We start from the raw sequence: 25,122 nt of genomic DNA on the forward strand, positions 1-25,122 counted from the left end.
CCTTGGTGATTTGCTGGCTTTCGCCGGCGGACTTGTGGACCGCTGTAAGCTGGCTGTTGATCGTTTGGCTGGTTTCAACGGCTGGAGCTGGCTTTGCTTTGCTGTTGGATGCTTTTACGCGCATGGCGGCCACTAACCTGTAGAAAATTAACTTGGCCAGGCATCGTACAGGAAATACTTGACAATTGCTTGGCAAATATCCTTTAGGAATAATGGGCGCTGCCAGAATTAGCCAAAGTTTGCTGTTGAAATAACCGTCTAACTTACTGTTTTACCTCGAAACCACTGGCGTAAACGGTCACAGGCCTTTGGCAAAATGGGGTGCGCTGATCAGACGAGCGGATCGGTTCTATCGCAACGCCACTCCAGCCCGCGATTTTTCAGGCGCGCGCGCGTGCTGGGCGCAACTCGGGTAGAATGCCGCCCACGTAACGAGGGTATTGGAAATGGCTTTAGTCGGGCGCTACAACAGCTTGCAAGTGGTTAAACACACTAACTTTGGTTTGTACCTGGACGGTGCGCAAGATGGCGAAATCCTCTTGCCTAATCGGTATATCCCCAAAGATATTCCCAGTGAAGATGAAGACTGGCTTAACGTTTTCATTTACCTGGACAGCGATGACAAACTTATCGCGACGACTGAAAAGCCGAAAGTTCAAGTCGGCGAATTCGCCAGTTTGAAAGTCGTCGAGGTCAACAGCATTGGCGTATTCCTCGACTGGGGTTTGCCAAAAGATCTGTTGCTGCCGTATTCGGAAGAAAAACGTCAGATGACTGCGGGTGAGTACTGTGTCGTGCACGTCTATCTGGACAAGCACACCAAGCGCATCACCGCCACCGCGCGCCTGGATCGCTACCTGGACAAGACGCCTGCCAACTACCAGGTTGGCCAGGAAGTCGACCTGCTGGTGGCCGAAGCCACGGACATGGGCTTCAAGGCGATCATCAACAACAAGCATTGGGGCCTGATCCACAAGAACGAAGTGTTCAAGTTCCTGCGCCCGGGCAAGGAAGAGAAAGGCTTTATCAAGGAGATTCGCGCCGATGGCAACATCAGCCTGAGCCTGCAGCCGGTCGGTCAGGAAGCGGCTTCCAGCCTGAACGCGAAGATCCTCGCCAAGTTGCGTGAAAACAACGGCACCCTGCCCGTCAGCGACAAAAGCGACCCGACGGTGATCAGCAACTTGTTCGGCGTGAGCAAAGGCAACTTCAAAAAGGCCATTGGCGCGCTCTACAAGCAAGGTCAGATTGTGATTCACGCGGATCGTATTGAACTAAGCTGAGTGCGGCTTGCTCTTCTGTAGGAGCAATTGGGCTCCTACAGAGGTTGCGTAAATGACCCAGAAAACACTGTTCGCTTACCTCGCCACCTTGCTTGCCTTCCTGGTGCTCGATGGCCTTTGGCTCGGCGTTCTTATGGGCCCGACCTACAAGTCACTGCTGGGCCCATTGATGCTTGACCAACCCCGCCTGTTGCCCGCCGTGTTGTTCTATCTTCTGTATGTGATCGGTTGTGTGGTGTTCGTGGTCCTGCCAAGCGCCACTTGGCAACGCGCCGCGCGCCTGGGTGCCTTGCTCGGGCTGGTGGCCTACGGCACGTATGACCTGAGCAACTGGGCCACGCTGCAAGGCTGGTCCGCTGGGTTGGCCATGATGGACATGGCGTGGGGCACCTTCCTGACAGCGGCGTGCTGCACGGTTGGCTACCTGTGTGCACATCGGGTGCGCCACTGATTGTGTACAGGATTTGTGTGCACCGTTGCTGAGCGCAGTTCCCACTTATAGGTCTTCATTAAACCCTTTGGAACGCCGTTCCAGAGGGATTGTGTTCTATTGGCACGCAATCTGCTGAAAGCCTCGTATACAAACCAGGCCGCCTCCCGTATGCATCCCGTTGCGCAAGCGCAGGCCGGTATTTCGAGGAACCAAGCGATGACCGAACAGTTGCCCAAAGGCTACAGCCCGCGCCTGTACAATCAGGACCTGGGCCCACTGCCGCAACAGTGGACCTGGTACAACATCTTCGCCTTCTGGATGAGTGACGTGCACAGCGTCGGCGGTTACGTCTTCGCCGCCAGCCTGTTCGCGCTCGGGTTGGCCAGTTGGCAGGTGTTGATCGCCTTGCTTGCGGGTATTTGCATCGTGCAATTGATCGCTAATCTGGTTGCCAAACCGAGTCAGCAAGCGGCGGCGCCTTACCCGGTAATCTGCCGGCTGGCGTTCGGCGTGTTCGGGGCGAATATTCCGGCGGTGATTCGCGGCCTGATCGCGGTTGCGTGGTACGGGATTCAGACGTACCTGGCTTCGAGTGCCTTGATCATCGTGGTGCTGCGTTTTTTCCCGCAGATGGCGGTGTATGCAGAGCCGCATTTTGCCGGCCTATCCTACTTGGGCTGGTTTGGTTTCCTCAGCTTATGGCTATTGCAGGCTGCGGTGTTCTGGGCCGGTATGGAATCCATCCGCCGCTTTATCGACTGGGCGGGGCCAGTGGTTTATGCGGTGATGTTCGCCTTGGCTGGCTGGATTGTGTGGAAGGCCGGCTGGGCGAATATCAGCTTTACCCTGGCGGAAAAATCTTTGTCGGGATGGCAGGCTTTTGGCCAGGTGATTGTGGCAACGGCGTTGGTGGTGTCGTACTTCTCCGGCCCCACGCTGAATTTTGGCGATTTCAGCCGCTATTGCCGCAGCATGCGCGACGTGCGCCGTGGCAATTTCTGGGGGTTGCCAGTGAATTTCCTGGCGTTCTCGCTGGTGACCGTCGTTATCGTCTCGGGCACCTTGCCTGTGTTTGGCGAAATGCTGCATGACCCGATCGCCACCGTTTCGCGAATCGACAACAGCATGGCGGTACTGCTTGGCGCCTTTGCGTTTGTTACAGCGACTATCGGCATCAATATCGTCGCCAACTTCGTGTCTCCTGCGTTTGACTTCGCCAACGTTGCGCCGAGCAAAATCAGCTGGCGTGCCGGTGGAATGATCGCGGCAGTCGCGTCGATCTTCATTACCCCGTGGAACCTGTTCAACAACCCGCTGATGATCCACTACACCTTGGATATCCTCGCGGCGTTTATCGGGCCGCTGTTCGGGATTCTATTGGTGGACTTCTACGTGATCAAAAAACAGCAGATCGATGTGGACGCGCTGTTCGATGACAGCCCCAGCGGGCGCTATTACTTCGACGGCGGCGTGAACTGGACGGCCGTCAAAGCCTTGGTGCCCGCGATGCTGGTGGGCGTCGCGATCACCTTCACCCCGGCTTTGCAGGGCATGGCCAACTTCGCCTGGTTTACCGGCTGCTTGCTGGGTGGGCTGTTTTTCCTGGTCCTTGCGCGGCGAGAACAGGTTCGCGTGCCGGCGCCGATGGTTGCTGGCTGACCGCCGCGACCGGGCGCAGCAATACCGCGCCAGCTAATGCCAGGCCTGCACCTGCGATCACCAATGCCGGTTGCAGGCCGCCACTCAGATGACTGCTTACCGACGCCAGCAAGGGGCCGCTCAATTGACCGATGGCAAAACTGGCCGTCAGTAGGCCGGTGCTGCGCTGATAGCCGTGGGGCGCGATTTCTCGTAAACGTTGCATCACCAGCATCATGCACGCCAGGAATGGCGTACCGCACAGCAACACCCCCAGCGCCAAGCCCAGCCACTGCCCAGCAAGCAGGCGAACACACCGGCCGCTTGCAGCCACAAGGTTGCCATCAGCCAGCGACGGGTGGTGTGCGGACTGTGGCGGCGCATGCTCACCACCACGACCCCGACGGCGGCCGTCAGACCAAAACAGGGCCAGAACAGATCGGCCTGCCACGCGCCTTTGAATTGCGCGCTGGCCATCTGCGAGAGGAAGGTCGCCGGGATGATGTAGCCCAGGCCGTAGAGAAAATAAATCCAGCACAAGTGCATGATGCTCTGGTTGCTGCCGGCACTGATGGCAGGTGCAACCGTGGTATTCGGTTGAGGCAGGAACGGCAGAATCGCCAGCAACATCAGCAGTGCCACCACGCCATACACCAACCACAGCGTGGCTGAACTTTGCCCCAGCAGGTTTGAGCCCAGCGCCAGCAAACCGGTCAGCAAAATCCCCAGCCCTGGCCCGGCGAACACCATGGCACCCAAGCGCGGGCGCCCGGCGGCGATCGCCAGTGGCTGGCTCAGACTGGTGATCATCACTAAGGCCCAGGCGCTCGCAACGCCGGTGCCGAAACGCAGCAGTAGATGCGGCCAAAACCCTTGCGCCCAATACGATGCCAGCGTCAGCAGCACACACAGCCACAGCCCACCGTACATACGCCCGCGCACATGGTGGTGGCTGCGGGCGAAGACTGAATCCACCGCGCCGACGAAGTAGCCCAGGTAATTGGCAGCGGCGATCAGGCCCGCGCCCGTCAGGTCGATTTGCCCCTCGCTGAGCAAATGCGGCATCTGCGGGGTAAGGGCGAAGCGGCCAATGCCCATGGCCATCATCAGGGCGATAAAGCTGGTGAGTAAGCGGGTCAGCGCTGACATGCTCTGGTTTCCTGCAAGGAGGCGACGACCTTCAGGCTAAAGCGAATTGACTTTCTGTAAAAATGAATAATAGTGACTAACTTGTTCAGTTTTGGAGAAAGGTATGGAGTTCAGTCAATTGCGGATTTTCCAGGCCGTGGCAGAAGAGGGCTCCATCACCCGTGCTGCCGAGCGCCTGCATCGCGTGCCGTCGAACCTGTCGACCCGGCTTAAGCAGATGGAGGCGCAGCTCGGTGTTGAGTTGTTCGTTCGTGAGCGTCAGCGTTTGCAGCTTTCTCCTGCGGGCAAAGTCTTGTTGGACTACAGCACCCGTCTGATCGCATTGCACGATGAAGCCCACGGCGCCGTTCAGGGCGGGCAACCGGCTGGCGACTTTGTGCTGGGCAGCATGTACAGCACCGCCGCAATTCATTTGCCCCAGTTATTGGCGCTCTACCACAAGGCGTATCCGATGGTGAACCTGCAGGTGCAGTCGGCGCCCAGCGGTGAATTGCTCGAAGGCTTGATCACTGGGCGGTTGGACGCGGCGTTGGTGGATGGCCCGCTGACCATTGCCACGCTGGACGGTGTGCCGCTTTGCGAAGAACGCCTGGTGCTGATTTGTGAGGCTGATCACCCACCCGTGCGCGGGCCGCAGGATGTTGCCGGCCGCTCGGTATTCACTTTCCGCCGCAGTTGCGCCTACCGCGCACGTCTGGAAACCTGGTTTTCTCACGAGCGGGTGGCCATGGGCCGGGCGATTGAGATTGAGTCCTATCAGGGCATGCTCGCCTGCGTCATCGCCGGTTCCGGTGTGGCATTGATGTCCGAATCCATGCTCGATAGCTTGCCGGGCAAGGGCAGCGTGTCCGTTCATCCCCTAACAGGGCCTTTTGCTACCGCAACGACCTGGCTGATGTGGCGAAAGGGTATGCTCGGCGCTAACCTCAATGCATGGATCGACCTGCAGCAGGAAGGCAAAGCCGAGTCCTTGCAGGACGCACGCGCGATTGCTTGAACGATCCGTCAGGATTTGGATCAATTCAGTAATAGTTCGTTGTGGTTTCGTTCAAGCATTACTTAGGACTTAGGGCTACTATCACTGTAGGAAAAGGCGACAAAACTCTCGCCGACCCGCATTACCCGCAAAGGGGGCAACCATGAAAGAGAAAATTCAAAACTGGCTCCATGACGTTGGAGTCGCGCTTGGCTTGATCGAGCCTCCGCTGCAACCGATCCCGATTCGCACGGATGACGAGCAGCGTCGGCCGCGTCGCCGCTAAAGCCGGTATCGCCGCAACAATAACTGTGGGAGCGAGCAAGTCCGCTCCCACAGTTGTTGTTGCGCAAGACCAAAAAAACGGGCGCGACATCCGACGTCGCACTCGCTGAAAAAAACGCCTCTGAATCCCGCCATGCCTAACCGACCGTCCGGATGATGACGTCTGGTTCCAGCAGAAACTTATCGAGCCTATCCTTTATTGCTTTCTCTGTAATGCAGGCAAGTAGTCCAAACTTGCGCGCGTCAGAAAGGTTCAGTAAATGTCGGAATTGGACTACCTGTTTATCAGACCTGATTGGCTGATCTAATTAAAAAGAAAGGCGTAATTTTAAATTCGTCAGCCTTTTTAAGGCTTACACGCGAAGATCTAGATGTTCGAGGCGCTAATTAAAAGTTGCTGGAGACACATTATGAGGCTCTCTTCCATTCCGTCAGTCGCCGTGTCACTCATCGCCACTACCGAAAATATTTTACATATTGCACCCGCGTCGAGGGGCTGGAGAGCCGACGCGCCCAGCAACGTAGTATTCTTTCCCCCGACATTAGCCAAGCAAGCGCTGCTCATGCAGATTGGGCTCCTGCGCCCATCAACGATTGTTGTCGGCGACCAACTGATCGATGCGGATGTCATTGACCAATGGCGTATCTCTCACCCCTTTGGAGCGCTCCATTTGGTTCGCAGAGGTACAAGTCTGGATAAGGTACGACTGGACCTGTGCGAAACCAACGATATTCGCGTCGTTAACACTCCCGGGGTCAACGCACCGCATGTTGCTGACTATCTCGCGCACTGGCTGACGCTGGCCGATGGCTCAATACCCCAGGATGTTTGTGTGCTGGGCTACGGCAATGTAGGACAAGAGCTTGTTAAGTTGTTGCTTGATCGAGATCCGGAGGTTCGGATCAAAGTGTTAGTTCGACACGACCGGGCGCCGGACACTATCGGAGACGCATTTTTCGACTTCAGAGTGTCATTTTTCGCCGACTGGCGCGAGGCATTGGAGGGGACCTCTGCTGTCGCCCTATGCTTATCCCTGAATGCTGAAACCGCTCACCGCATTGATCGTGCTCTCATTCAATGCCTGAACAGGCAAGCTCGCCTGGTCTGTATCGCCAAGCCCGACGTGTTCAGCGATGATGCTTTGCAAACGTTGGCAACGGCTGAAGGCATCCAGCTTGTACTGGATTACGGGCCCGGAACATTGAATGCCTTTCGGGTTCGCACCGAAGCGCTCGGCTGTAGTGTTTCCACATGGTGCAATCCGGCAATGCTGACCACGCAGGCGGCAACCACCGAAGCCTGCCATTGCGACCTCGACTATGCGGTCTCGATTCAGTTGGGCTTGATGGCCCTGCACGGCATTGTGAGCCGCAAAATAACCCAAATAATGACGATCCCCTCCGAACAGGCCGATACGCGTGCGCCACGCGTGTCGATCATCGGCAGAGGTATTAACGGTTTGCTTCAAGCCGTGATGTTCCGACTGGCGAATTATCAGGTCACGGTATACGGAGGAAATCAGCAGAGCGATGGCGCGAGCCATAAGCCTGTGAACATGCGCCATCTGTCAGCCACGGAGACGACTGCCAAGCCACTGCATAACGATTTCCTGACTCCCGGAAATCAGTATTTGGCCGTCGAGTGCAACCGTGCAGGCATCGAATTGTTTGAAAAACTCCTGGCCGACAACCCATCGCTGGCACGATTCGCGCGCTCACGGATTGTACGAGCCTACCGGGACGACGCCAGCGGTGTAGAGGCGGCGATCTGTGAGCAACGCGCTATCGAAAACAGGCCGTGGCCGAGTGGCAAGCCTGGACGTGAATGTGTAGAGATCAGTCAACTGCAATTCCAGGCAAGTTATGCGATCCCGGGGATCGGTCGGGCTATTGAGGTATCGGGCTACGATCTGGAATTTACTCACCTGATGGCTGAGACAGTGAGGCTTTTGCAGCGCTCTGGGGTTCAGTTCCTGACTCAGTATCTCAATCCAGTCCAAATTGCTGATCTGAGCAGAGAACATTTTGTTGTCACCGCCATGGGAGTGGAGGAGCCGGAGGCGATCGCGATCACGGGCTGGTTTTTCAAGTTGCGCGCTGTTGGGAATGAGGGGAAGGAACTGCGCGGACTCAAGCTGCAGTACGATCTGCCAATCGGCGTTATGAATTGCCGCTTGGACGGCGAATGTATTCTTGTCTCGGGCGGGCAGGTTCCGCCGGATGCGGCGCCGGCGTACAAGGAACAGATACTGACGGCTTGTCTGGCCGCTGTTTCTCGGCACTTTCCAACGTCTTACCGCAAAGCGATCGAACGTGGCGACTTACAAGTTATCGAATGTGTCCGACCCGGCTCTTCAGATGGACTATCAATAGTTTATTGGGCCGCCTACAACCGAATTGTGGCCGGGGCAACCTATGCCGCAGGCACAACACAGGGCTTGTTGTGGGCTTCTTTAGTCCAGGAAATAATTCAGGCAAGAGCGCCTGGCGTTTCGGCAACCTGGGCTGATTGAGAGTGTGCGGAAAAAAACGGGCGCGACATCCGACGTCGCACCCGCTGAAGAAACTGCTCTGAATTCTTTATAGCTCAAATCGCCCGAGCCGCGATCTTCTCCGGTCGTGGCGACAACAAACTCACCACGACAAAGCTCACCAGCCCAATCGCCAGGCTGTAGTAGATCGGCGTGTTCGCATCCAAGCCGTCCTTGAACATAAACGCCAGTGCGGTCACGAAGCCCAGGGTCATCGATGCAATGGCCCCGGACGTGGTCGCCCGTTTCCAGAAAATCGCCCCCATCAGCGGGATCAGCATGCCGCCCACCAACAGGTTGTAAGCCAGGGTCAGGGCGCTGATCACATCGTTGACGACCAATGCGATACCCAGCACGGCAATGCCCGTGAGCATCGTGAACAGACGGTTGACGTTCAGGCTCGACTGCTTGCCCCCGCGCAACCGCGGCAGCAGGTCTTCGGTCAAGACGGTGGAAGCGGCGAGCAAACCGGCGCTGGCGGTGGACATCATCGCGGCCAGTGCGGCGGCGATCACCAGGCCGCGAATGCCGTCCGGCAACGAGGCTTTGACGATAGCGGCGAAGGCATTGTTGACGTTGTCCAGGTTCGGCAGCAGCACGTGCGCCGCCATGCCGATCAAGGCGCACGCCAGGCCGTAAAGGATGCAGTAGAAACCGGCGAAGGTGCCCGCGTACTGGGCGACTTTTTCGTCACGGGCGGTGAATACCCGTTGCCAGATATCCTGGCCGATCAGGATGCCGAAAAAGTAGATCATGAAGTAGGTGATGATCGTGTCCCAGCCGATTTCGGTGAAGCTAAAGTTCGACGCTGGCAGCTTGGCCACCAGTTGGTCCCAACCGCCGACACGGTACAGGCAGATTGGCAGCAGGATAAACATCAGGCCGACGGTCTTGATCACGAACTGCACGATGTCGGTCAGGGTCAGCGACCACATGCCGCCGATGGTCGAATACACCACCACCACGCCACCGCCCAACAGCACTGAGACCCAGAACGGCAGGCCGAACAGTACTTGGAGCACGGTGCCGATGGCCAGGATCGAGGTCACGCCGATCATCAGTGCGTAGGCCAACATGATCACCGCACTCGCTTGACGCGCCATCGGGTTGTAGCGTTTTTCCAAGACTTGGGTGACGGTGAAGATCTTAAGCTTGAGCAGCGGTTTGGCCAGAAACAGGTTCAGCGCAATGATGCCCGCGCCCAGTGCGGCGCAGAGCCAGAAGCCGGAAATGCCATGCACGTAACCCAGGCGCACGGTGCCGACGGTGGATGCGCCGCCAAGAACGGTAGCGGCCATGGTGCCCATGTACAGCGACGGGCCCAGGTTGCGACCGGCTACCAGGTAGTCTTCGTGGGTCTTGGCGCGGCGCATGCCGTAATAGCCGAGCACGAGCATGCCGGCGGCGTAGATGAGTACGACGAATAAATCCAAAGCCATGACGGCGGGTCTCCGATTATTTTTTTAGGCTATTGAGGTGCTTTCTGTGGCGAGGGAGCTTGCTCGCGCTGAGCTGCGAAGCGGCCCCCTGGGGCCATAAACAGCCGCCGGTTCGGGGAACACACGAAGCAAGGTGAGGTACACCACCGAGGCCAACCCCAGCGTCACCGGCAGGCTGATATCGATGCCATCGGCGAGGTTGCCCAGTGGCCCGACAAACTGCCCCGGCACGTTGACGAAGCACAGGCCCACCAGTGCACTCGGGATCCAGGCCCCCAGGCCACGCCAGTTCCAGCCATGGCTAAACCAGTAGCGCCCGCCGGTTTCACCGCGGGTGAACACCTGCAGATCATCCGGGCAGTAGAAACCGCGACGTACGATCAGGCCGATGATCATCATCACCATCCACGGCGTGGTGCAGGTGATGATCAGCACGGCGAAGGTCGACACGCTTTGCACCAGGTTGGCGGCGAAACGTCCGATAAAGATGAAGGCAATCGACATCACCCCTATCAGCAGCGTGGCCTTGACCCGTGACAGCAGGCGCGGGAACACGCTGGACATGTCCAATCCGGTGCCATACAGCGACGTGGTGCCCGTGGACATGCCGCCGATCACCGCGATCAGGCACACCGGCAGGAAAAACCAGCTCGGCGCGACCGCCAGCAAACCGCCGACGTAGTTGTTGGCTGCGATGTAGTCCGGGGCCTTGACCGCCACGATGGTCGCGGTGGCCAGGCCGAACAGGAACGGAATCAAGGTAGCGATCTGGGCCAGCACCACCGCCAGCATGATGCGTATTTTCGGCGTCTCACGTGGGATGTAGCGTGACCAATCACCCAGGAACGCGCCGAAGGAAATCGGATTGCTCATGGCCACCAACGCTGCACCGATAAACGCTGCCCAGAAGCCAGTCTGGCCGATGGCGACGGTGCCGGCGAAGTGGCTGTCGAAGGCCGGCGCAAACGCGAAGATCCCCAGCAGGAACAGCAGGCTCGCCGCCCACACGGCAATGCGGTTAACCCACAGCATGAAGCGAAAGCCATAGATGCACACGGTGAGCACCAGCAGGGCGAACAGGCCGTAGGCCAGGCCCAACGTCAGGTCGGTTTCTGGCAAACCAATCAGGCGTTTCGCACCACCGACCAACGCATCGCCTGAACTCCACACCGACAGTGAGAAGAAAGCAATCGCCGTCAGCAGCGATAGAAACGAGCCCACAATCCGCCCGTGCACACCAAAGTGCGCACCGGAAGACACGGCGTTGTTGGTGCCGTTGATCGGTCCGAACAGGCCCATCGGCGCCAGGATCAGCGCGCCCACCAGCACGCCCAACACAATCGCCCAGACACCGGCCTGGAACGACAAGCCGAACAGCACCGGAAACGCACCCAGTACGGCGGTGGCAAAAGTATTGGCACCGCCGAAGATCAGTCGAAACAGATCCTTGGGGCTGGCGGTGCGTTCGTGGTCGGGGATCTGTTCGACCCCGTTGGTTTCTATCTTTCGAATACTTTTATCGTTGTTTTTATTATTCATGATCAGCTCCGATCACAGTGGCTAAGGGGGCGGCAGCCCTTCCGGCATAGCGGACAAATGTTCGTGACAGGCCAGCCACAGGCCTTGTTTTTGTTGTGCGTCCGACCCTTGTCGGGTGAAGACAATGGTCTCGCGCTCCTGGCTAAAAACGTGCTCCCCGTTCATGCGCAGCTCGGTGGCCACGTCATGCATAAAAATCGCCACGTCACCCTGCAAGCTGACAATGGCGTTGCTTGACGTGCAGGACAGCACCTCAAACCCCTCGCCCCGGCGCCAGCTGTCCCACAACGCCTGGTAGGCGTCGCGGCTGAGCAGCGGCTGGGGGAGGGTGTAGAACACAAAGCTGGCATCTTCCGTGAACGCGCCGAAGTAAGCGGCGCGGTCATTGCGGGCAAAGGCCGACACCAGGTCGGCAGCGGCTTGCAGCACAGCAAGCGTGCTCATCAGCGATGCGCCACGCCGGGCAGTACGCAGAGCATCTCGTACAGCAGGTTGGCGCCGAGCAGCGAGGTGTTGCCGGTGGTGTCGTAAGGCGGCGAAACTTCGACCAGATCGCAACCAATCAGGTCGAGACCTTGGCAGCCACGGATGATCTCGATCGCCTGGATGGTGGTCAGGCCGCCGATTTCCGGCGTGCCGGTGCCCGGTGCCCAGGCCGGGTCGATACCGTCGATGTCGAAGCTCAGGTACACCGGGCCGCCGCCGACTTTTTCACGTACTTCGGCCATCAATGGCGCAAGGGAGTGGTGCCAGCATTCTTCAGCCTGGACCACACGAAAGCCCTGCTTGCGGCTCCAGTTGAAGTCTTCGGCGGTGTAGCCCTGGGCGCGCAGGCCGATCTGTACCACGCGGTCGCAATCGAGCAAACCTTCTTCCACCGCGCGGCGGAAGGTGGTGCCGTGGGCGATTTTCTCGCCGAACATATGGTCGTTGACGTCGGCGTGGGCATCAATGTGCACCAGCCCGACCTTGCCGTGTTTCTTGTGAATCGCCCGCAGGATCGGCAGGGTGATGGTGTGGTCGCCACCCAGGGTCATCGGGACGACGTTGTGCTCCAGGATCTCATCGTAGGCTTCTTCGATGATGCGTACGGCGTCGAGCAGGTTAAATGTGTTGATTGCTACGTCGCCGATGTCGGCAACTGACAGCGAGTCAAACGGCGCTGCGCCGGTGGCCATGTTGTAGGGACGGATCATCACCGATTCGGCGCGGATTTCCCGCGGCCCGAAGCGGGTGCCGGCGCGCAGCGAGGTGCCGATGTCCAGGGGCACGCCGACAAAGGCGGCGTCCAGGCCTTTGGCCGACTGCAGGTGGGGGAGTCGCATCATGGTGGCGATGCCGGCGAAGCGCGGCATTTCGTTGCCGCCCAGTGGTTGGTGGAAAATCTTGTCCACGGGATTGCCTCATCGTTGTTTTGTTTATTAGAGGCCGATTCTGCGAAAAGCCCGGGACGGGAAGAATCGGCAGGGGCAAATACTTAGTTCAGATTTTTCTAAACTAAGGCGCGCAGGTAGACTGCCGCCATCCACACCCGGAGACGACCATGGCCAACGCCTTGCCCGACCTGAAACTCCTGCGCATTTTCGTCAGCGTCGTGCGGCATCAAGGGTTCGCCAACGCCCAGCACGAACTCAACCTCTCGACCTCGGCCATCAGCACCTACATGAGCCAGTTGGAGGCGGCCTTGGGCCTGGTGCTTTGCCATCGCGGGCGCGGCGGGTTCAGCCTGACCAGCAAGGGCGAGCTGTTCCATCAGGAAACCCTGCGTTTGTTGGCCGAACTCGAAGGCTTCGAGCAATATGCTGCAGCGCTCAAGGGCGAGCTGCGCGGTACCCTCAAGCTCGGCGTCCTGGACTCCACCGTCAGCGACAAGGCGCTGCCATTTGCTGAGGTGATCGGCGCCTACAGCCTGGAACACCCAGCGGTGCATTTGAATTTGTCGGTGATGAGCCCTTACGAGCTGCAATTGGGTGTGCAGGATAACCGCTTGGATTTGGCCATTGGCGCCTTTTCCAACCGCATGAGTGGGCTGATCTACATGCCGCTGTACCGCGAGCAGCACTGGTTGTATTGCAGCACCCGGCACCCGTTGTTCAGCGAACGGCGTATCCCCGAACAGGTGATCACCCAACAGCGCATGGTCGGGCGCGGCTACTGGAGCCAGGCCGAGCTGGCACGCCATGGCTTCAAGCACAGTGCGGCCACCGTGGAAAGTATGGAGGCGCAACTGATCCTGGTGCTGTCCGGTGCCTACATCGGCTACCTGCCCGAGCACTACGCCCAGGCCTGGGCCGACAAGGGCGACCTGCGCGTATTACTGCCGGCAACCTTCGGCTACCAGGCGCCGTTCTCGATGATCATGCGCCGGGGACGCAGCCGCGAACCGCTGATCCAGACCTTCCGCGATTTACTCAAAGCTCAGCTCAATCAGGCCTGAAAAACCATGTCCAGACCCCAATGCTCCCGCTGCCTCAGGCCCGTCGCCCACTGCCTGTGCCCGCTGATCCCCAGTCTCGACAGCCGCACTCGCGTGTTGCTGTTACAGCATCCCAGCGAGGTCAACCACGCACTCAACACCGCACGGTTGGCAGCGTTGGGCTTGAATAATGTGCAGTGGGTAGTGGGTGAGGTGTTCGAAGACCTGGCGACATTGTTGAATCAGCCGGGTTATCAAGCGCGGCTGCTGTTTCCGGCGGACGATGCGCAGCCTTTGCAACCCTACAAGCCCGACGATCAACTGCTGTTGCTGGTAGTGCCCGACGGTACCTGGCGCAAGGCGCGCAAGCTGTTGCACCTCAACCCGTTATTGGCCGCGTTGCCACGGGTCACGCTGGCCGGCGACAGCGTGTCGCGCTATCGCCTGCGCAAGGCGCCTGGGCCCGGCGCCTTGTCCACGGTGGAGGCCATTGCGCAGGCGCTGCAGGTGCTGGAAGCGCCTACCTCATTCGAGTTGTTGCTCAAGCCTTTCGACGCCTTGATCGAGGGCCAGATTGCGGCGATGGGGCCGGCGGTTTTCGAGAAAAATCACGGTTGATGCAGGACGCTATATAACTACCCGAATGCCTGCTTGCGACGCGATAGGCTGACCTTTTCAGGAATAGAGAAATGGTCGAGCCGATTACCAACAGGGCGCCGCAGGACTCGTTGTCCGAATTTATCGCGGCGCGACAGGGCGCATTGATGGCAGGCCCTGAGTGGTCAACCTTGCAATTCTTGGACGCTATGCGGGGCACGCTCCATGGTTTTCTCGGCGCGCTCAATGCAGCACAAAAGCTTGAGTACGTGCGTCTACAGCGAGCGTGGATTGATGCCCAGAACACCGCGGAGAAGGCGACTTATGCACTAACCGAATCATTCCAGCAACAGGCGCTGGCGTCACTGCGCACCGAGTTGAAAACCCTGACTGGGCAGGACATCGACCCCACTGTTGCACGCATCCATATCCGCTATAAGTCCTTGGACCGTGAACGCCGCGCCGCCGATGGCGGGCAGGACGGGACGATGAAGGTTGCCAGTATGACCTTGTGGAACGCTGCCTGCATGAACTACAACGGTTTGACCGGCTGGAGTTATCCCGGCCGCACGGGCCTGGCCGATGCCAGTTATCTGGACGAAGACATCAAGGCTACTGCCGACGATTTCATTAAATTGGTACGCGAGCTCAATCTTGGCGGCCAGCTGCAAGCCCGCCTTGATCAGGCATTGCTCCCCACCGGCTTGCTGGGGAACAGCATCATGGGGTTAGCGAAGGCCGAGTTTGAATTCGCGTTGATTGAGGCCCTGAAAAATACCACCGACAGCCGAGTCGACCGAGACAAATATCAGCAGGTCAAGCGCGCGCTGGTGGGGCAGACGCCGTGGGGGCGGGTGGAGGAGATGCTGCTGTTTGTCCCCCATGGCGTGGATAACACCCGTTGGGTGCCTCAACACGTCGGGTTGACGGGTCAATACGTGGGCCAGCCTCCGGGTGACAAACTGAGCATCGCGCATATCGTTTTTGCCGTCAGCGGTAGCCCGGGTGCCTTCAGCTTTTTCCCGAATCGCCCTGGCGGCTCTCTGCGTCACCACGACAGTCACCGGGAAGCCTGCGAAGAGTTTCATGTCGCCTTCGATGGCTTGTACCGCAGGGGGAAAGTCGATTGGCTGTACCAGATCATGTCTCTTCGAGACAGCGCCCGGCTGATAAAGATTGCCCAAGGTGCGCCGCCGCCTGATCTCGAAGGGTTCGCCAAACTGCTCTATCGTTTGGCTCAATCCATTCCCACAATGAATAAGATGGAGCAGATCGGCTACGCGCGAAATGCGGTGCAAAAAACGCCCGTGGTCAGTCTGAACGACTTCTATATCGAGCGTTGCCGAGCCAACCTGCAGGCATTGGCCAATCCCACCCCAGGTTTCATGTCGAACATGCTCGAGCTGTTCGGAACGTTGATCAGCGAGATCCTCAATGTGCTGTTGATCCCGGTACCGGGTGCATTGAAAGGATTGGGGCGGGTACGTGCTTTCGCGATGTTTGTTGCGATGGAGCAAGCCTTGATCGAAGGTGCCCACCACGCCCTTCAAGGTCAGCCTGGAGAGTTGCTCCAGGGCTTTGCCGATCTGGCCGATCTACTGATCAGTGGTCGCCTGCATACACGCCTGGCCAAGAGCGTGCAGCGCCGTCATCAGGCGCTGTACCGCCAGCTGTCTGAACCCCATGGCGGCGCGCCTGATGTGCAGGGCCTGACGAACCCTGAGTTGCTCGAAAGGATGCTCGGCAGGCAAGGCACTCCGGCGCGGGATATGCAGGCTCTACTCGACTTAAGCGGCACTTCGCGCAAGGTGTTGAATCAGCTCTGGGCCGTCGAACGTCCGACGGCCTCCCTAGTCGATGCCGTGCAGCGATTTCAGGCCGACAGGTTGATCGACTGGGTGGTGGAGGGCGCCGACCCCAGCCGTCCCGCCCCTCTCGAGGCTGTTCACGTCATGGCGCCTTTGCTGACCCAATTGGACGCTTGGCCCACGGGCACTGCCTTGAGCATTGAAAATCATCAAGGCCAGGAGATTCGCCGCTACAGCAAGGGTTCAACGCTCCCCACGACTGAGGTGGTGACGGTGACTGCATTGGAAAACTACCAATTCGCTTATGCCACGCCACGCCAGCTCACGGCCCATTTGCCCCAGGCCATTGTGGGAGTGTTGCCGACGATTTTTTCTGCTGGCGAACAGCGGGTTCGCCAGCAACTGGCCTCCCTGGCCACGGCCTTGAGAATCGATCTGTTCGACGCGCTCACTCGCTTCGCCGAGGTCAGCCGCACGCTGGCCAGTGGTGCCAGCGCAACCGTACGCACGTTGTTGCCTGAGAGCATCGGGCATGAGCCTCCCGTCCCCGCTGTGATCACACAGTTGCAGGCTTTGCACCCGCAATTAAGCCTGGCGCGGATCCTGGAGGTGCTGCGCGATCACCCGTTGTCACCCCATCAGCAGGAGCAGCTATTGCGCTCGCAACTTGAACCCCAAGCGCTTTACAACGCGCTGCGTGCCGCGCGTCAGGTGGCCCGCCAAGAGGTCATTGTCGACGGGCTCTTTTACCCACGCAGGTTTGACCAGCAAACCCAGAACTGGGCCTGCGAGTTTGCCACCGGCGTATTGCGTGACCTGAGCGGCCAGGCATTGATCGTCAGCCCTGCGAAACAAGCAGTGCCCTACGTTTCCAACGGTAAAAGGGATCGGAGCATCGTTGTTATCGATGAGCTGCGAGGGCGCTTCTGCGCGTACGACTACCGGGAGTCTCGCAGGGGTGTAACGCTGACCGGTGCCGACAGTTTCTATGAGGCGATCATCAACCAGCTCGCCACGTCGGATCTGCATCGCCTCGGCTTGAATGCACAACAGGCGGTTACCGAGTTTCGTTATCGGGTTGCTCAGGCCATGTTGAGCAATCGAGCGCTCGATGGCTCGTTTTATCCTTACCAGCGCAGGATCGAGCGCTATGTCCACGCCGCCGACACTTCGAAAATCGCACGCCAACCCGATGCCCTGGGCCTTTACCGCCTTGGGACGGATCGCTACGTGTTTATCGACGGGGAATATTTCAAGGTCGCCGAGGCTGGGGAACCTAGTGCATGGCGCATTCAACACCCGTCCCTGGACGACGCCTATGCACCGGTACTGACCCACAACGGCGCTGGCGCCTGGCGTCACGAGTGGGAAAAACCCTTGACCTGGGACGGGCAGAAGCCGTTCCAGCGTCTGGGGCCATTGGCGCGTGCATTGTCGCCGGATGCCATCGATCAGATTCAGCAGATCAGCGGGGTGACGCCGGACATCCTGCGTCGGGTACATGTGCGTAACGAGCGGCCCCCCGCGATCCTGAGGGAGACCGTCGAGCGCTTCACCCTTCATCAGCGGCTTAAGACGCACATGCAGGGGATGGACGCGTTTGAGGGCACCGCAGCGGGGCGCGACTTCTTTGATCAACTGTTGGGAGAGATCGGCCCGGACAGCGCCGATGCACTGGTCGGGCGCGCTGGGGTCAGCAGGGCAGACCAAGTAACCGTGCTGGAAGCCAAAGTCATGACCAACAAACCCTTGATGGAGCGGTTAATGTTCAGGGCGATGTGCCACAAGGCCGCGCAGTCATCCGACCCCCTGGCGCAAGTGGTGCAGCGCGTCTTTCCCAGTCTCACCGCAGTCATTGCCGAGGAGTTGGTGAGCCAGGCCAAGCCTGTTGAGCGGACAGAGCTGGAGGCTGGCCGCGTGCCTTTTACGTTTGCACCGTCGGTGCGTTGGTGGCTGCATTATTTACGCAAGGCGCGCGCTTTGGAGGGGGTGCATTTGCCCGCAGCCGCAAATGCAGACAGCGCGAAACTGATTCTGCATACCTTGCCAGCCATCGACGGATGGCCAAAAAACCTAAGGGTCGAGGTCTGGGAAAGAGGGCGTCTGGTCGACAGCATCGGCCCTGCCGGCACGCCACTAAAGCGTGTATTGGAGGTAATGGACGGTCACTATCAGGCCTATAAGCCGAGGGGCGACGGTGAGCGCCACCCAATCGGCGGCTTCGGTGAGTTTCTGGTGGTTTTGTTAGGCGCACTGCCGGCCCGTGAGCGCCTGGCGTTGGGCTATACCCATAGGGCGGGTATTGAAGAGCTGACACAGGAAATTGCGCGACGCCTGGAATCCCGGCAGGTATTCGGGGAGCCGTTCGGCATTGAAAAGCTCCTCGGCATGGTGCCGCGCCCCTGGTTCAACCCGCCGCGACGATTGAGTGACGGGCGCATAGGTTATCCGCTGAGCGGCGAGGCGGGCGCAGGCGGTGTAAACCCAGGGCAGGTAGCGCGGTTACGAATGTTGTATCCGACCAAATCTGATGCAGAAGCCATTGAGATCCTGCGAAACGTAGCTGACACCTTCGAGGACCGGCAGGACTTTATCAGCGGCCTTTTCAGCGAGCGAGATGGCTTGAATGCCGGCCTTGAACGATGGTGCTTGCTGTGCAAACCGGTGAGTTTGAAAAACCACCTTGAAGCCTCCGAACGGATTCGACGTTGCTGGAGTAAGCAGGCCTCTCCTCATGGTGTGCCGCATGAGCTGTACCTCGACGACTTGGCTCTGGATAGCCTGCCGCAGATGGACGCAAACTTTTTTCATGTCACGCTGCTGAGCTTGAGGGACAACCAGTTGCACGCGCTACCGGCAGGCTTCCTCAAGCGCTTCGGGAACCTGTGCAGCCTTTCTCTCGATGGCAACCTTTTGGACCATTTGCCTGAAGGGCTTTCGGAGGTGCAAGACGTGAGGCGGCTGAACCTATCGAACAATCGCATTCGGCCTAATTTGCAGGATGTGCGGTATCTGACAACGTTGACACGCCTGACCCATCTGGACCTGTCCTATAACCCTCTTGGCCAGGGTCAACAGTTGAACCTCCATCGTTTGAAAGCACTGACGGTCCTCAAGCTGAGAAATACCTATATCAATCGATTGCCCCGGGGGGCGGTGACCCTGCGAAAACTTCGTACGTTCGATTTGCGCGATAACCGTATCAACGGGCTGACCGAAACAGATCTGGGCTTCAACCTCAATGTCCATATCGCTATGGATTTGCAGGGCAATGAGCTTTCTGACAGTACGATGGCGGTATTCAATCAATACCGACAAAGGCCGGGTTACCAGAACGTCTATTTTGGTATGAGGGAGGAGCAAATCTCGGTTTCTTCTTCTGTCGAGCCTTGGTTGGCTTCAACCCCTCCAGACCTGTCGGGGCTGCGTCGGGCTCTTTGGTCTCAGGTATCCTCACAGCAAACCGCGCAGAACTTTCTCGTGCTGTTGGGGGCTTTTGCTTCCTACCAGCCGTTTATCGCTGCGAAGAATCGGCTATTACGCGAAGACATTACCCGCAGAGTCTGGCAATTGATTGACAGCGCAACCCATGACGAGCAGGTCGCGCGGGTTTTGTTTGAGGAGAGTTTGAAGTACATCCGCGGCCACGCGGATGGCTGGCTGCTGTGCCTTAATGACCTGGAACTTGCGGTGTTGCCGTTGCAGATGCTGGCACCCGGCAGTCAAGCCACGGCTGCGGACTTTTTGAACTACTACCGGGCACGTCGCCGCATCGCGTCTCTGGAGTACCGGGTCCGGTTTGACTACCCCTTTCATTCAAACGTCGAACACAGTATGTACCTGCTGGGGTGTCGGCTCGCTCTGGTGCAGGCGTTGGATTTGCCGGTGCCGCTCACGGCGCGCTTTTCTACACTAACCGTGCAGATTGACGCGCTTGCGTTGAATGAATATCGCAGGGGCATTATCAATGAGGAGGCTCAAATCGACTGGCCTGATCTGCTTAAGGATGAAGAGTATTGGGTGGGGTTTCTGGAGCGAAAGTACCGTTCAGCGTTTGAATCGGCGCGAAGCCCCTACGATGATCAGTTCGAACAGGCGGTGGATCAAAGCGAACGTGGCGAATTGGGTGATAACGCGTACAGGCTTAAGGTTGACGAGATTGGCGTGGCCATGCGCTCGTCCAAGATGAACCTCGTCTTGCGGTTCACCACCCTGGAATGGAGGGCTTTTGTCAGCAGCGACTGATCTTGCTTATACCTCAGTGGAATAAACACCGCACTTTGCGTGATATGGCCCGCCAGCCTTTCCCGGTATGATGTTCGCCCCCGCAGTCTGGATTGCGAATACGCCATGACCTTGCAGTACCCTACAATCGCCGATTGCGTCGGCAACACGCCCCTGGTCCGCTTGCAACGCATGGCGGGTGAAACCAGCAACACCCTGTTGCTCAAGCTCGAAGGGAACAACCCGGCCGGCTCTGTCAAAGACCGCCCGGCGCTGTCGATGATCACCCGCGCCGAGTTGCGCGGGCAGATCACGCCCGGCGACACCCTGATCGAAGCCACCTCGGGTAACACCGGCATCGCCCTGGCCATGGCTGCAGCGATCAAAGGTTACAAGATGGTGCTGATCATGCCCGACAACGGCAGTGCCGAACGCAAGGCGGCGATGACAGCCTATGGCGCCCAACTCATTCTGGTCACCCAGGACGAAGGCATGGAAGGCGCTCGCGACCTCGCCGAACGTATGGCCGCCGAAGGCCGTGGTGTGGTGCTTGACCAGTTTGCCAACGGCGATAACCCCGAGGCTCACTACACCAGCACCGGCCCGGAAATCTGGCGTCAGACCCAGGGCACCATCACCCATTTCGTCAGTTCCATGGGCACCACCGGCACCATCATGGGCAACTCGCGTTACCTCAAGGAGCAGAACCCGGCGATCCAGATCGTCGGCCTGCAACCGATGGAAGGCGCGGCCATCCCCGGCATTCGCCGTTGGCCCGAAGAGTACTTGCCCAAGATCTACAACGCGACGCGCGTGGACCGCATCATCGACATGGCCCAGCGTGAAGCCGAAGACACCACCCGTCGCCTGGCGCGTGAAGAAGGCATCTTCTGCGGCGTGTCCTCCGGAGGCGCCGTGGCCGGTATGTTGCGGTTGTCCAACGAAGTGGAAAACGCGGTGATCGTCGCGATCATCTGTGACCGGGGCGACCGTTACCTGTCGACCGGCATCTTCGACGAACCCAACTGATGGCCAAGCACGAGAGAGGCCTGCGCTTCCAACCGACGGGCGGCAGCCGCGCCGCGCAAATTCCTGTAGGCAAGAAACAACGCCTGACCATCGAGCGCCTGGCCAATGACGGCCGCGGCATTGTGTTCTTTGAAGGCCGCACCTGGTTTGTAAATGGCGCGCTAGCTGGCGAAGAAGTCGAAGCGCGGGTGTTGGGCGCCCACGGCAAAGTGGTCGAAGCGCGTACCGAGCGTGTGTTCAAGGCCAGCGAGCTGCGCCGCCCGGCGCCTTGCGCGCATTTTGGCCGCTGCGGCGGTTGCAGCGTGCAGCACTTGCCCCATGACGAACAACTTGCCCTTAAACAGCGCATGCTTGCCGAACAACTGTCGCGTGTGGCCGGCGTCGAACCGCAAGCGTGGGCCGCACCGTTGAGTGGGCCGGAATTCGGCTACCGTCGTCGCGCCCGCGTGGCCGTGCGCTGGGATGCTAAGGCGAAAAATCTCGAGGTGGGTTTTCGCGCCGTGGCCAGCCAGGACATCATCGCGATCGATGATTGCCCGGTGCTGGTACAGGCCTTGCAACCGATCATGCAGCGTCTGCCGAACCTGTTGCGCCGCCTGAGCAAACCGCAGGCGCTGGGGCATGTGGAGTTGTTCAGCGGCTCGTCCATCGCCGTGTTGCTGCGGCATATGGCGCCGCTGTCCGAGGCGGACCTGTTGGTTCTGAAAGAATTTTGCACCTTCCATGAGGCGCAGTTGTGGCTGCATGGCGAGGGTCAGCCGGAGCCAGTCGAGGCGAACTCGGCGCTGGGTTATCGGTTGGCGCAGTGGGATCTGGAACTGGCTTATCGGCCAGGGGATTTTGTGCAGGTCAACGCCGACGTTAACGCCGCGATGGTTGCCCAGGCCCTGGAATGGCTGGCGCCACAGCCCGAGGAGCGGGTGCTGGATTTGTTCTGCGGGCTGGGTAACTTTGCTTTGCCGCTGGCCAAACACGTGCGCGAAGTGGTTGCGGTAGAAGGTGTGCAGGCGATGGTGGACCGGGCGGCGCAGAACGCCGTCAGCAACAATTTGCATAATGTGCAGTTTTTTCAGGCCGATCTGTCCCAGCCTTTGACTGACGCGAAATGGGCCAAACAGGGCTTTTCTGCGGTACTCTTGGACCCACCCCGTGATGGTGCCCTGGAGGTTGTGCGCAAGCTCGCCACCCTTAAGGCCAAGCGCTTGGTGTATGTGTCCTGCAACCCAGCCACGCTGGCGCGCGACACGGTTGAGTTGGTCAAGCAAGGCTACCGGCTAAAACGTGCCGGGATCCTCGACATGTTTCCACAGACAGCTCATGTCGAGGCCATGGCGTTATTTGAAGCGGGCTAGGATGCCCGTTTAATCCGACTGGCCTATAGTCTCCTGGGCCGTGACCTGTCAGGGAGTTGTACGTAGCCTAGGGTTGCAACGCCAGGGTTACGCAGCAGGTCAGCGATGATTTTTGGCGCATCAAAGGTGCGTCGTAGGGAAGGTAAGCAAGATGGTACAGGTGAGAGCACACCAGCCGATCAACACCGACGGCAGTATCAATCTCGAGGCATGGCTGGATCATGCCGTCAGTGTCGACCCGGCACTGGACCGTGAAGCCTTGAAAGCAGCCTGCGAGTTCGCTCGTGAGTCTGAACAGCAAGACAATGCGGCCAAAAACCTGTGGGCGGAAGGCACGTCAAGCTTTCGCACCGGGTTGGAAATCGCCGAGATCCTCGCCGATCTCAAGCTGGACCAGGATTCGCTGATCGCCGCCGTGCTCTATCGCGGCGTGCGCGAAGGGCATATTCCGTTGCCGACGGTCAGTCAGCGATTCGGCACGGTGGTGGCCAAATTGATCGACGGCGTGCTGCGCATGGCGGCCATCAGCGCCAGCCTCAGCCCGCGTCAATCCATGGTGCTGGGCACCCAGGGGCAGGTCGAGAATCTGCGCAAAATGCTGGTAGCGATGGTCGATGACGTGCGCGTCGCGCTGATCAAGCTGGCTGAGCGCACCTGTGCGATCCGAGCGGTGAAGACCGCCGACGACGAAAAGCGCAACCGTGTTGCCCGCGAAGTGTTCGACATCTATGCGCCGCTGGCGCACCGCTTGGGTATCGGCCACATCAAGTGGGAGCTGGAGGACCTGTCCTTCCGCTATCTCGAACCCGATCAATACAAACAGATTGCCACGCTGCTGCACGAGCGGCGGCTCGACCGTGAGCGCTTTATCACCGATGTGATGGGCCAGCTGCGTTCGGAGTTGCAGGCCACCGGCGTGGATGCCGACATCAGCGGCCGTGCCAAACACATCTATTCGATCTGGCGCAAAATGCAGCGCAAGGGCCTGGCCTTCAGCCAGATCTACGACGTGCGAGCCGTGCGCGTGCTGGTGCCGGAAATGCGCGACTGCTACACCGCGTTGGGTATCGTGCACACCTTGTGGCGGCATATTCCCAAGGAATTCGACGACTATATCGCCAACCCCAAGGAAAACGGCTATCGCTCGCTGCACACCGCAGTGATCGGCCCCGAGGGTAAGGTGCTGGAAGTGCAGATTCGCACCCACGCCATGCACGAAGAGGCTGAGCTGGGGGTTTGCGCGCATTGGCGCTACAAGGGCACCGACGTCAAGGCGGGTTCCAACCAGTACGAAGAGAAAATCTCCTGGCTACGCCAAGTGCTGGAATGGCACGAAGAACTCGGCGACATCGGCGGCCTCGCCGAGCAATTGCGTGTGGATATTGAGCCGGACCGGGTCTACATCTTTACCCCGGATGGTCACGCCATCGACTTGCCCAAAGGTGCCACGCCGCTGGACTTTGCCTACCGCGTGCACACCGAAATCGGCCACAACTGCCGGGGCGCCAAGATCAACGGGCGCATCGTGCCGCTCAACTACAGCCTGCAGACCGGTGAACAGGTCGAGATCATCACCAGCAAGCACGGCACGCCGAGCCGCGACTGGCTGAACCCGAACCTGGGCTACATCACCACGTCGCGGGCACGGGCGAAGATCGTCCACTGGTTCAAGTTGCAGGCACGTGACCAGAACGTCGCCGCCGGTAAAACCTTGCTCGAGCGCGAACTGGCGCGCCTGGGCCTGCCGCAGGTGGACTTCGACAAGCTGGCCGAAAAGGCCAACATGAAGATCGCCGAGGACATGTACGCCGCCCTGGGGGCCGGCGACCTGCGCCTGGCGCAACTGGTCAACTTGGCGCAGCAGTTGGTCGAGCCGGAGCGCGGCAGCGAACAGCTGGAACTGATCCCGCGCAAAGCCACCGGCTATAAGCCGGGCAAGCGCGGCGACATTCAGATCCAGGGCGTGGGCAACCTGATGACGCAAATGGCCGGCTGCTGCCAGCCGTTGCCGGGCGACGCCATCGTCGGTTACATCACCCAGGGCCGTGGCGTGAGCATTCACCGCCAGGATTGCGCCTCGGTGCTGCAACTGGGTGGGCGCGAGCCGGAGCGCATCATCCAGGTCAGCTGGGGCCCTGTGCCGGTGCGCACTTACCCGGTGGACATCATCATTCGTGCCTACGACCGTTCCGGCTTGCTGCGTGACGTGTCGCAAGTGCTGCTCAATGAGCGGATCAACGTGCTGGCGGTCAACACCCGCTCGAATAAAGAGGACAACACTGCGTTGATGTCCCTGACCATCGAGATTCCGGGGCTGGACGCGTTGGGGCGGTTGCTGGGGCGGATTTCCCAGTTGCCGAACATCATCGAGACCCGGCGTAATCGCACGCCATGAGTGGCTGGATGAGCGCGGACTGAGAATG

At 59.2% G+C, this 25,122-nt stretch carries 16 protein-coding genes and 1 pseudogene; 12 read left to right on the forward strand and 5 right to left on the reverse strand.

What is annotated here, in order from left to right:
- Window positions 1-446: 446 nt before the first annotated feature.
- The 3 genes from E0F99_RS14365 (at window position 447) to E0F99_RS14375 (ending at window position 3,375) form a co-directional block, all read left to right on the forward strand.
- Window positions 447-1,283 (forward strand): CvfB family protein, encoded by an 837-nt coding sequence (locus tag E0F99_RS14365; RefSeq protein ID WP_083357418.1) that lies wholly within the window; start codon window positions 447-449, stop codon window positions 1,281-1,283.
- 52 nt (window positions 1,284-1,335) lie between these two features.
- A complete protein-coding gene (locus tag E0F99_RS14370) occupies window positions 1,336-1,734 on the forward strand; it encodes a DUF2177 family protein (protein ID WP_083357419.1) in 399 nt (132 codons plus the stop codon).
- 198 nt (window positions 1,735-1,932) lie between these two features.
- Window positions 1,933-3,375 carry an NCS1 family nucleobase:cation symporter-1 gene (locus E0F99_RS14375; protein WP_083357420.1) on the forward strand — a complete coding sequence of 481 codons (1,443 nt, stop codon included), beginning with the start codon at window positions 1,933-1,935 and terminating at the stop codon, window positions 3,373-3,375.
- On the opposite strand, the pseudogene E0F99_RS14380 reads toward E0F99_RS14375, so the two are convergent.
- A pseudogene (locus E0F99_RS14380) lies at window positions 3,287-4,503 on the reverse strand (MFS transporter). The gene E0F99_RS14375 and the pseudogene E0F99_RS14380 overlap by 89 nt on opposite strands.
- 103 nt (window positions 4,504-4,606) lie before the next feature.
- On the opposite strand from E0F99_RS14380, the gene ptrR reads away from it, so the two are divergent.
- From ptrR to E0F99_RS14390, 3 genes are all read left to right on the forward strand, one after another.
- Entirely contained in the window at window positions 4,607-5,500 is an 894-nt protein-coding gene (ptrR, locus tag E0F99_RS14385; protein ID WP_083357421.1) for a putrescine utilization regulator PtrR, read from the forward strand.
- A gap of 142 nt (window positions 5,501-5,642) precedes the next feature.
- Window positions 5,643-5,765 carry a PA1414 family protein gene (locus tag E0F99_RS30870; RefSeq protein WP_269457884.1) on the forward strand — a complete coding sequence of 41 codons (123 nt, stop codon included), beginning with the start codon at window positions 5,643-5,645 and terminating at the stop codon, window positions 5,763-5,765.
- Between the two features lie 409 nt (window positions 5,766-6,174).
- Complete coding sequence (locus E0F99_RS14390) at window positions 6,175-8,277, forward strand: FAD-dependent oxidoreductase (RefSeq protein ID WP_083357422.1); 2,103 nt, start codon at window positions 6,175-6,177, stop codon at window positions 8,275-8,277.
- Between the two features lie 74 nt (window positions 8,278-8,351).
- On the opposite strand, the gene E0F99_RS14395 is transcribed toward E0F99_RS14390, so the two are convergent.
- From E0F99_RS14395 to speB, 4 genes are read right to left on the reverse strand one after another with little or no spacing between them, the layout of a single operon-like run.
- Window positions 8,352-9,734, reverse strand: coding sequence for a sodium:solute symporter family protein (locus E0F99_RS14395; RefSeq protein ID WP_083357423.1), 1,383 nt, complete (start codon window positions 9,732-9,734; stop codon window positions 8,352-8,354).
- Between the two features lie 24 nt (window positions 9,735-9,758).
- Window positions 9,759-11,273 (reverse strand): purine-cytosine permease family protein, encoded by a 1,515-nt coding sequence (locus tag E0F99_RS14400; protein WP_083357424.1) that lies wholly within the window; start codon window positions 11,271-11,273, stop codon window positions 9,759-9,761.
- 21 nt (window positions 11,274-11,294) lie between these two features.
- Window positions 11,295-11,717 (reverse strand): YybH family protein, encoded by a 423-nt coding sequence (locus E0F99_RS14405; protein WP_083357425.1) that lies wholly within the window; start codon window positions 11,715-11,717, stop codon window positions 11,295-11,297.
- Window positions 11,717-12,667, reverse strand: a complete 951-nt coding sequence (gene speB, locus E0F99_RS14410) for an agmatinase (RefSeq protein ID WP_083357426.1) — start codon at window positions 12,665-12,667, stop codon at window positions 11,717-11,719. The genes E0F99_RS14405 and speB overlap by 1 nt, the downstream gene beginning before the upstream one ends.
- A gap of 149 nt (window positions 12,668-12,816) precedes the next feature.
- On the opposite strand from speB, the gene E0F99_RS14415 reads away from it, so the two are divergent.
- The 6 genes from E0F99_RS14415 to relA all read left to right on the forward strand — a co-directional run bounded on the left by E0F99_RS14415 (window position 12,817) and on the right by relA (window position 25,094).
- Window positions 12,817-13,710 (forward strand): LysR family transcriptional regulator, encoded by an 894-nt coding sequence (locus tag E0F99_RS14415; protein WP_083357427.1) that lies wholly within the window; start codon window positions 12,817-12,819, stop codon window positions 13,708-13,710.
- A 6-nt stretch (window positions 13,711-13,716) separates the two neighbouring features.
- Window positions 13,717-14,307 (forward strand): tRNA-uridine aminocarboxypropyltransferase, encoded by a 591-nt coding sequence (locus tag E0F99_RS14420; protein WP_083357428.1) that lies wholly within the window; start codon window positions 13,717-13,719, stop codon window positions 14,305-14,307.
- A gap of 71 nt (window positions 14,308-14,378) precedes the next feature.
- The gene (locus E0F99_RS14425) at window positions 14,379-20,339 is read left to right on the forward strand and encodes a dermonecrotic toxin domain-containing protein (protein ID WP_083357429.1); all 5,961 of its coding nucleotides are present in this window, start codon (window positions 14,379-14,381) and stop codon (window positions 20,337-20,339) included.
- Between the two features lie 105 nt (window positions 20,340-20,444).
- Window positions 20,445-21,347: a cysteine synthase CysM gene (cysM, locus tag E0F99_RS14430; RefSeq protein WP_083357430.1), complete on the forward strand. Its 903-nt coding sequence runs from the start codon at window positions 20,445-20,447 to the stop codon at window positions 21,345-21,347.
- Window positions 21,347-22,699 carry a 23S rRNA (uracil(1939)-C(5))-methyltransferase RlmD gene (rlmD, locus tag E0F99_RS14435; RefSeq protein WP_083357431.1) on the forward strand — a complete coding sequence of 451 codons (1,353 nt, stop codon included), beginning with the start codon at window positions 21,347-21,349 and terminating at the stop codon, window positions 22,697-22,699. The genes cysM and rlmD overlap by 1 nt, the downstream gene beginning before the upstream one ends.
- A gap of 151 nt (window positions 22,700-22,850) precedes the next feature.
- Window positions 22,851-25,094, forward strand: a complete 2,244-nt coding sequence (relA, locus tag E0F99_RS14440; protein WP_083357432.1) for a GTP diphosphokinase — start codon at window positions 22,851-22,853, stop codon at window positions 25,092-25,094.
- The last annotated feature ends 28 nt before the right edge of the window (window positions 25,095-25,122 follow it).

It is taken from the genome of Pseudomonas antarctica, assembly GCF_900624995.1.
GTDB lineage: Bacteria > Pseudomonadota > Gammaproteobacteria > Pseudomonadales > Pseudomonadaceae > Aquipseudomonas > Aquipseudomonas antarctica.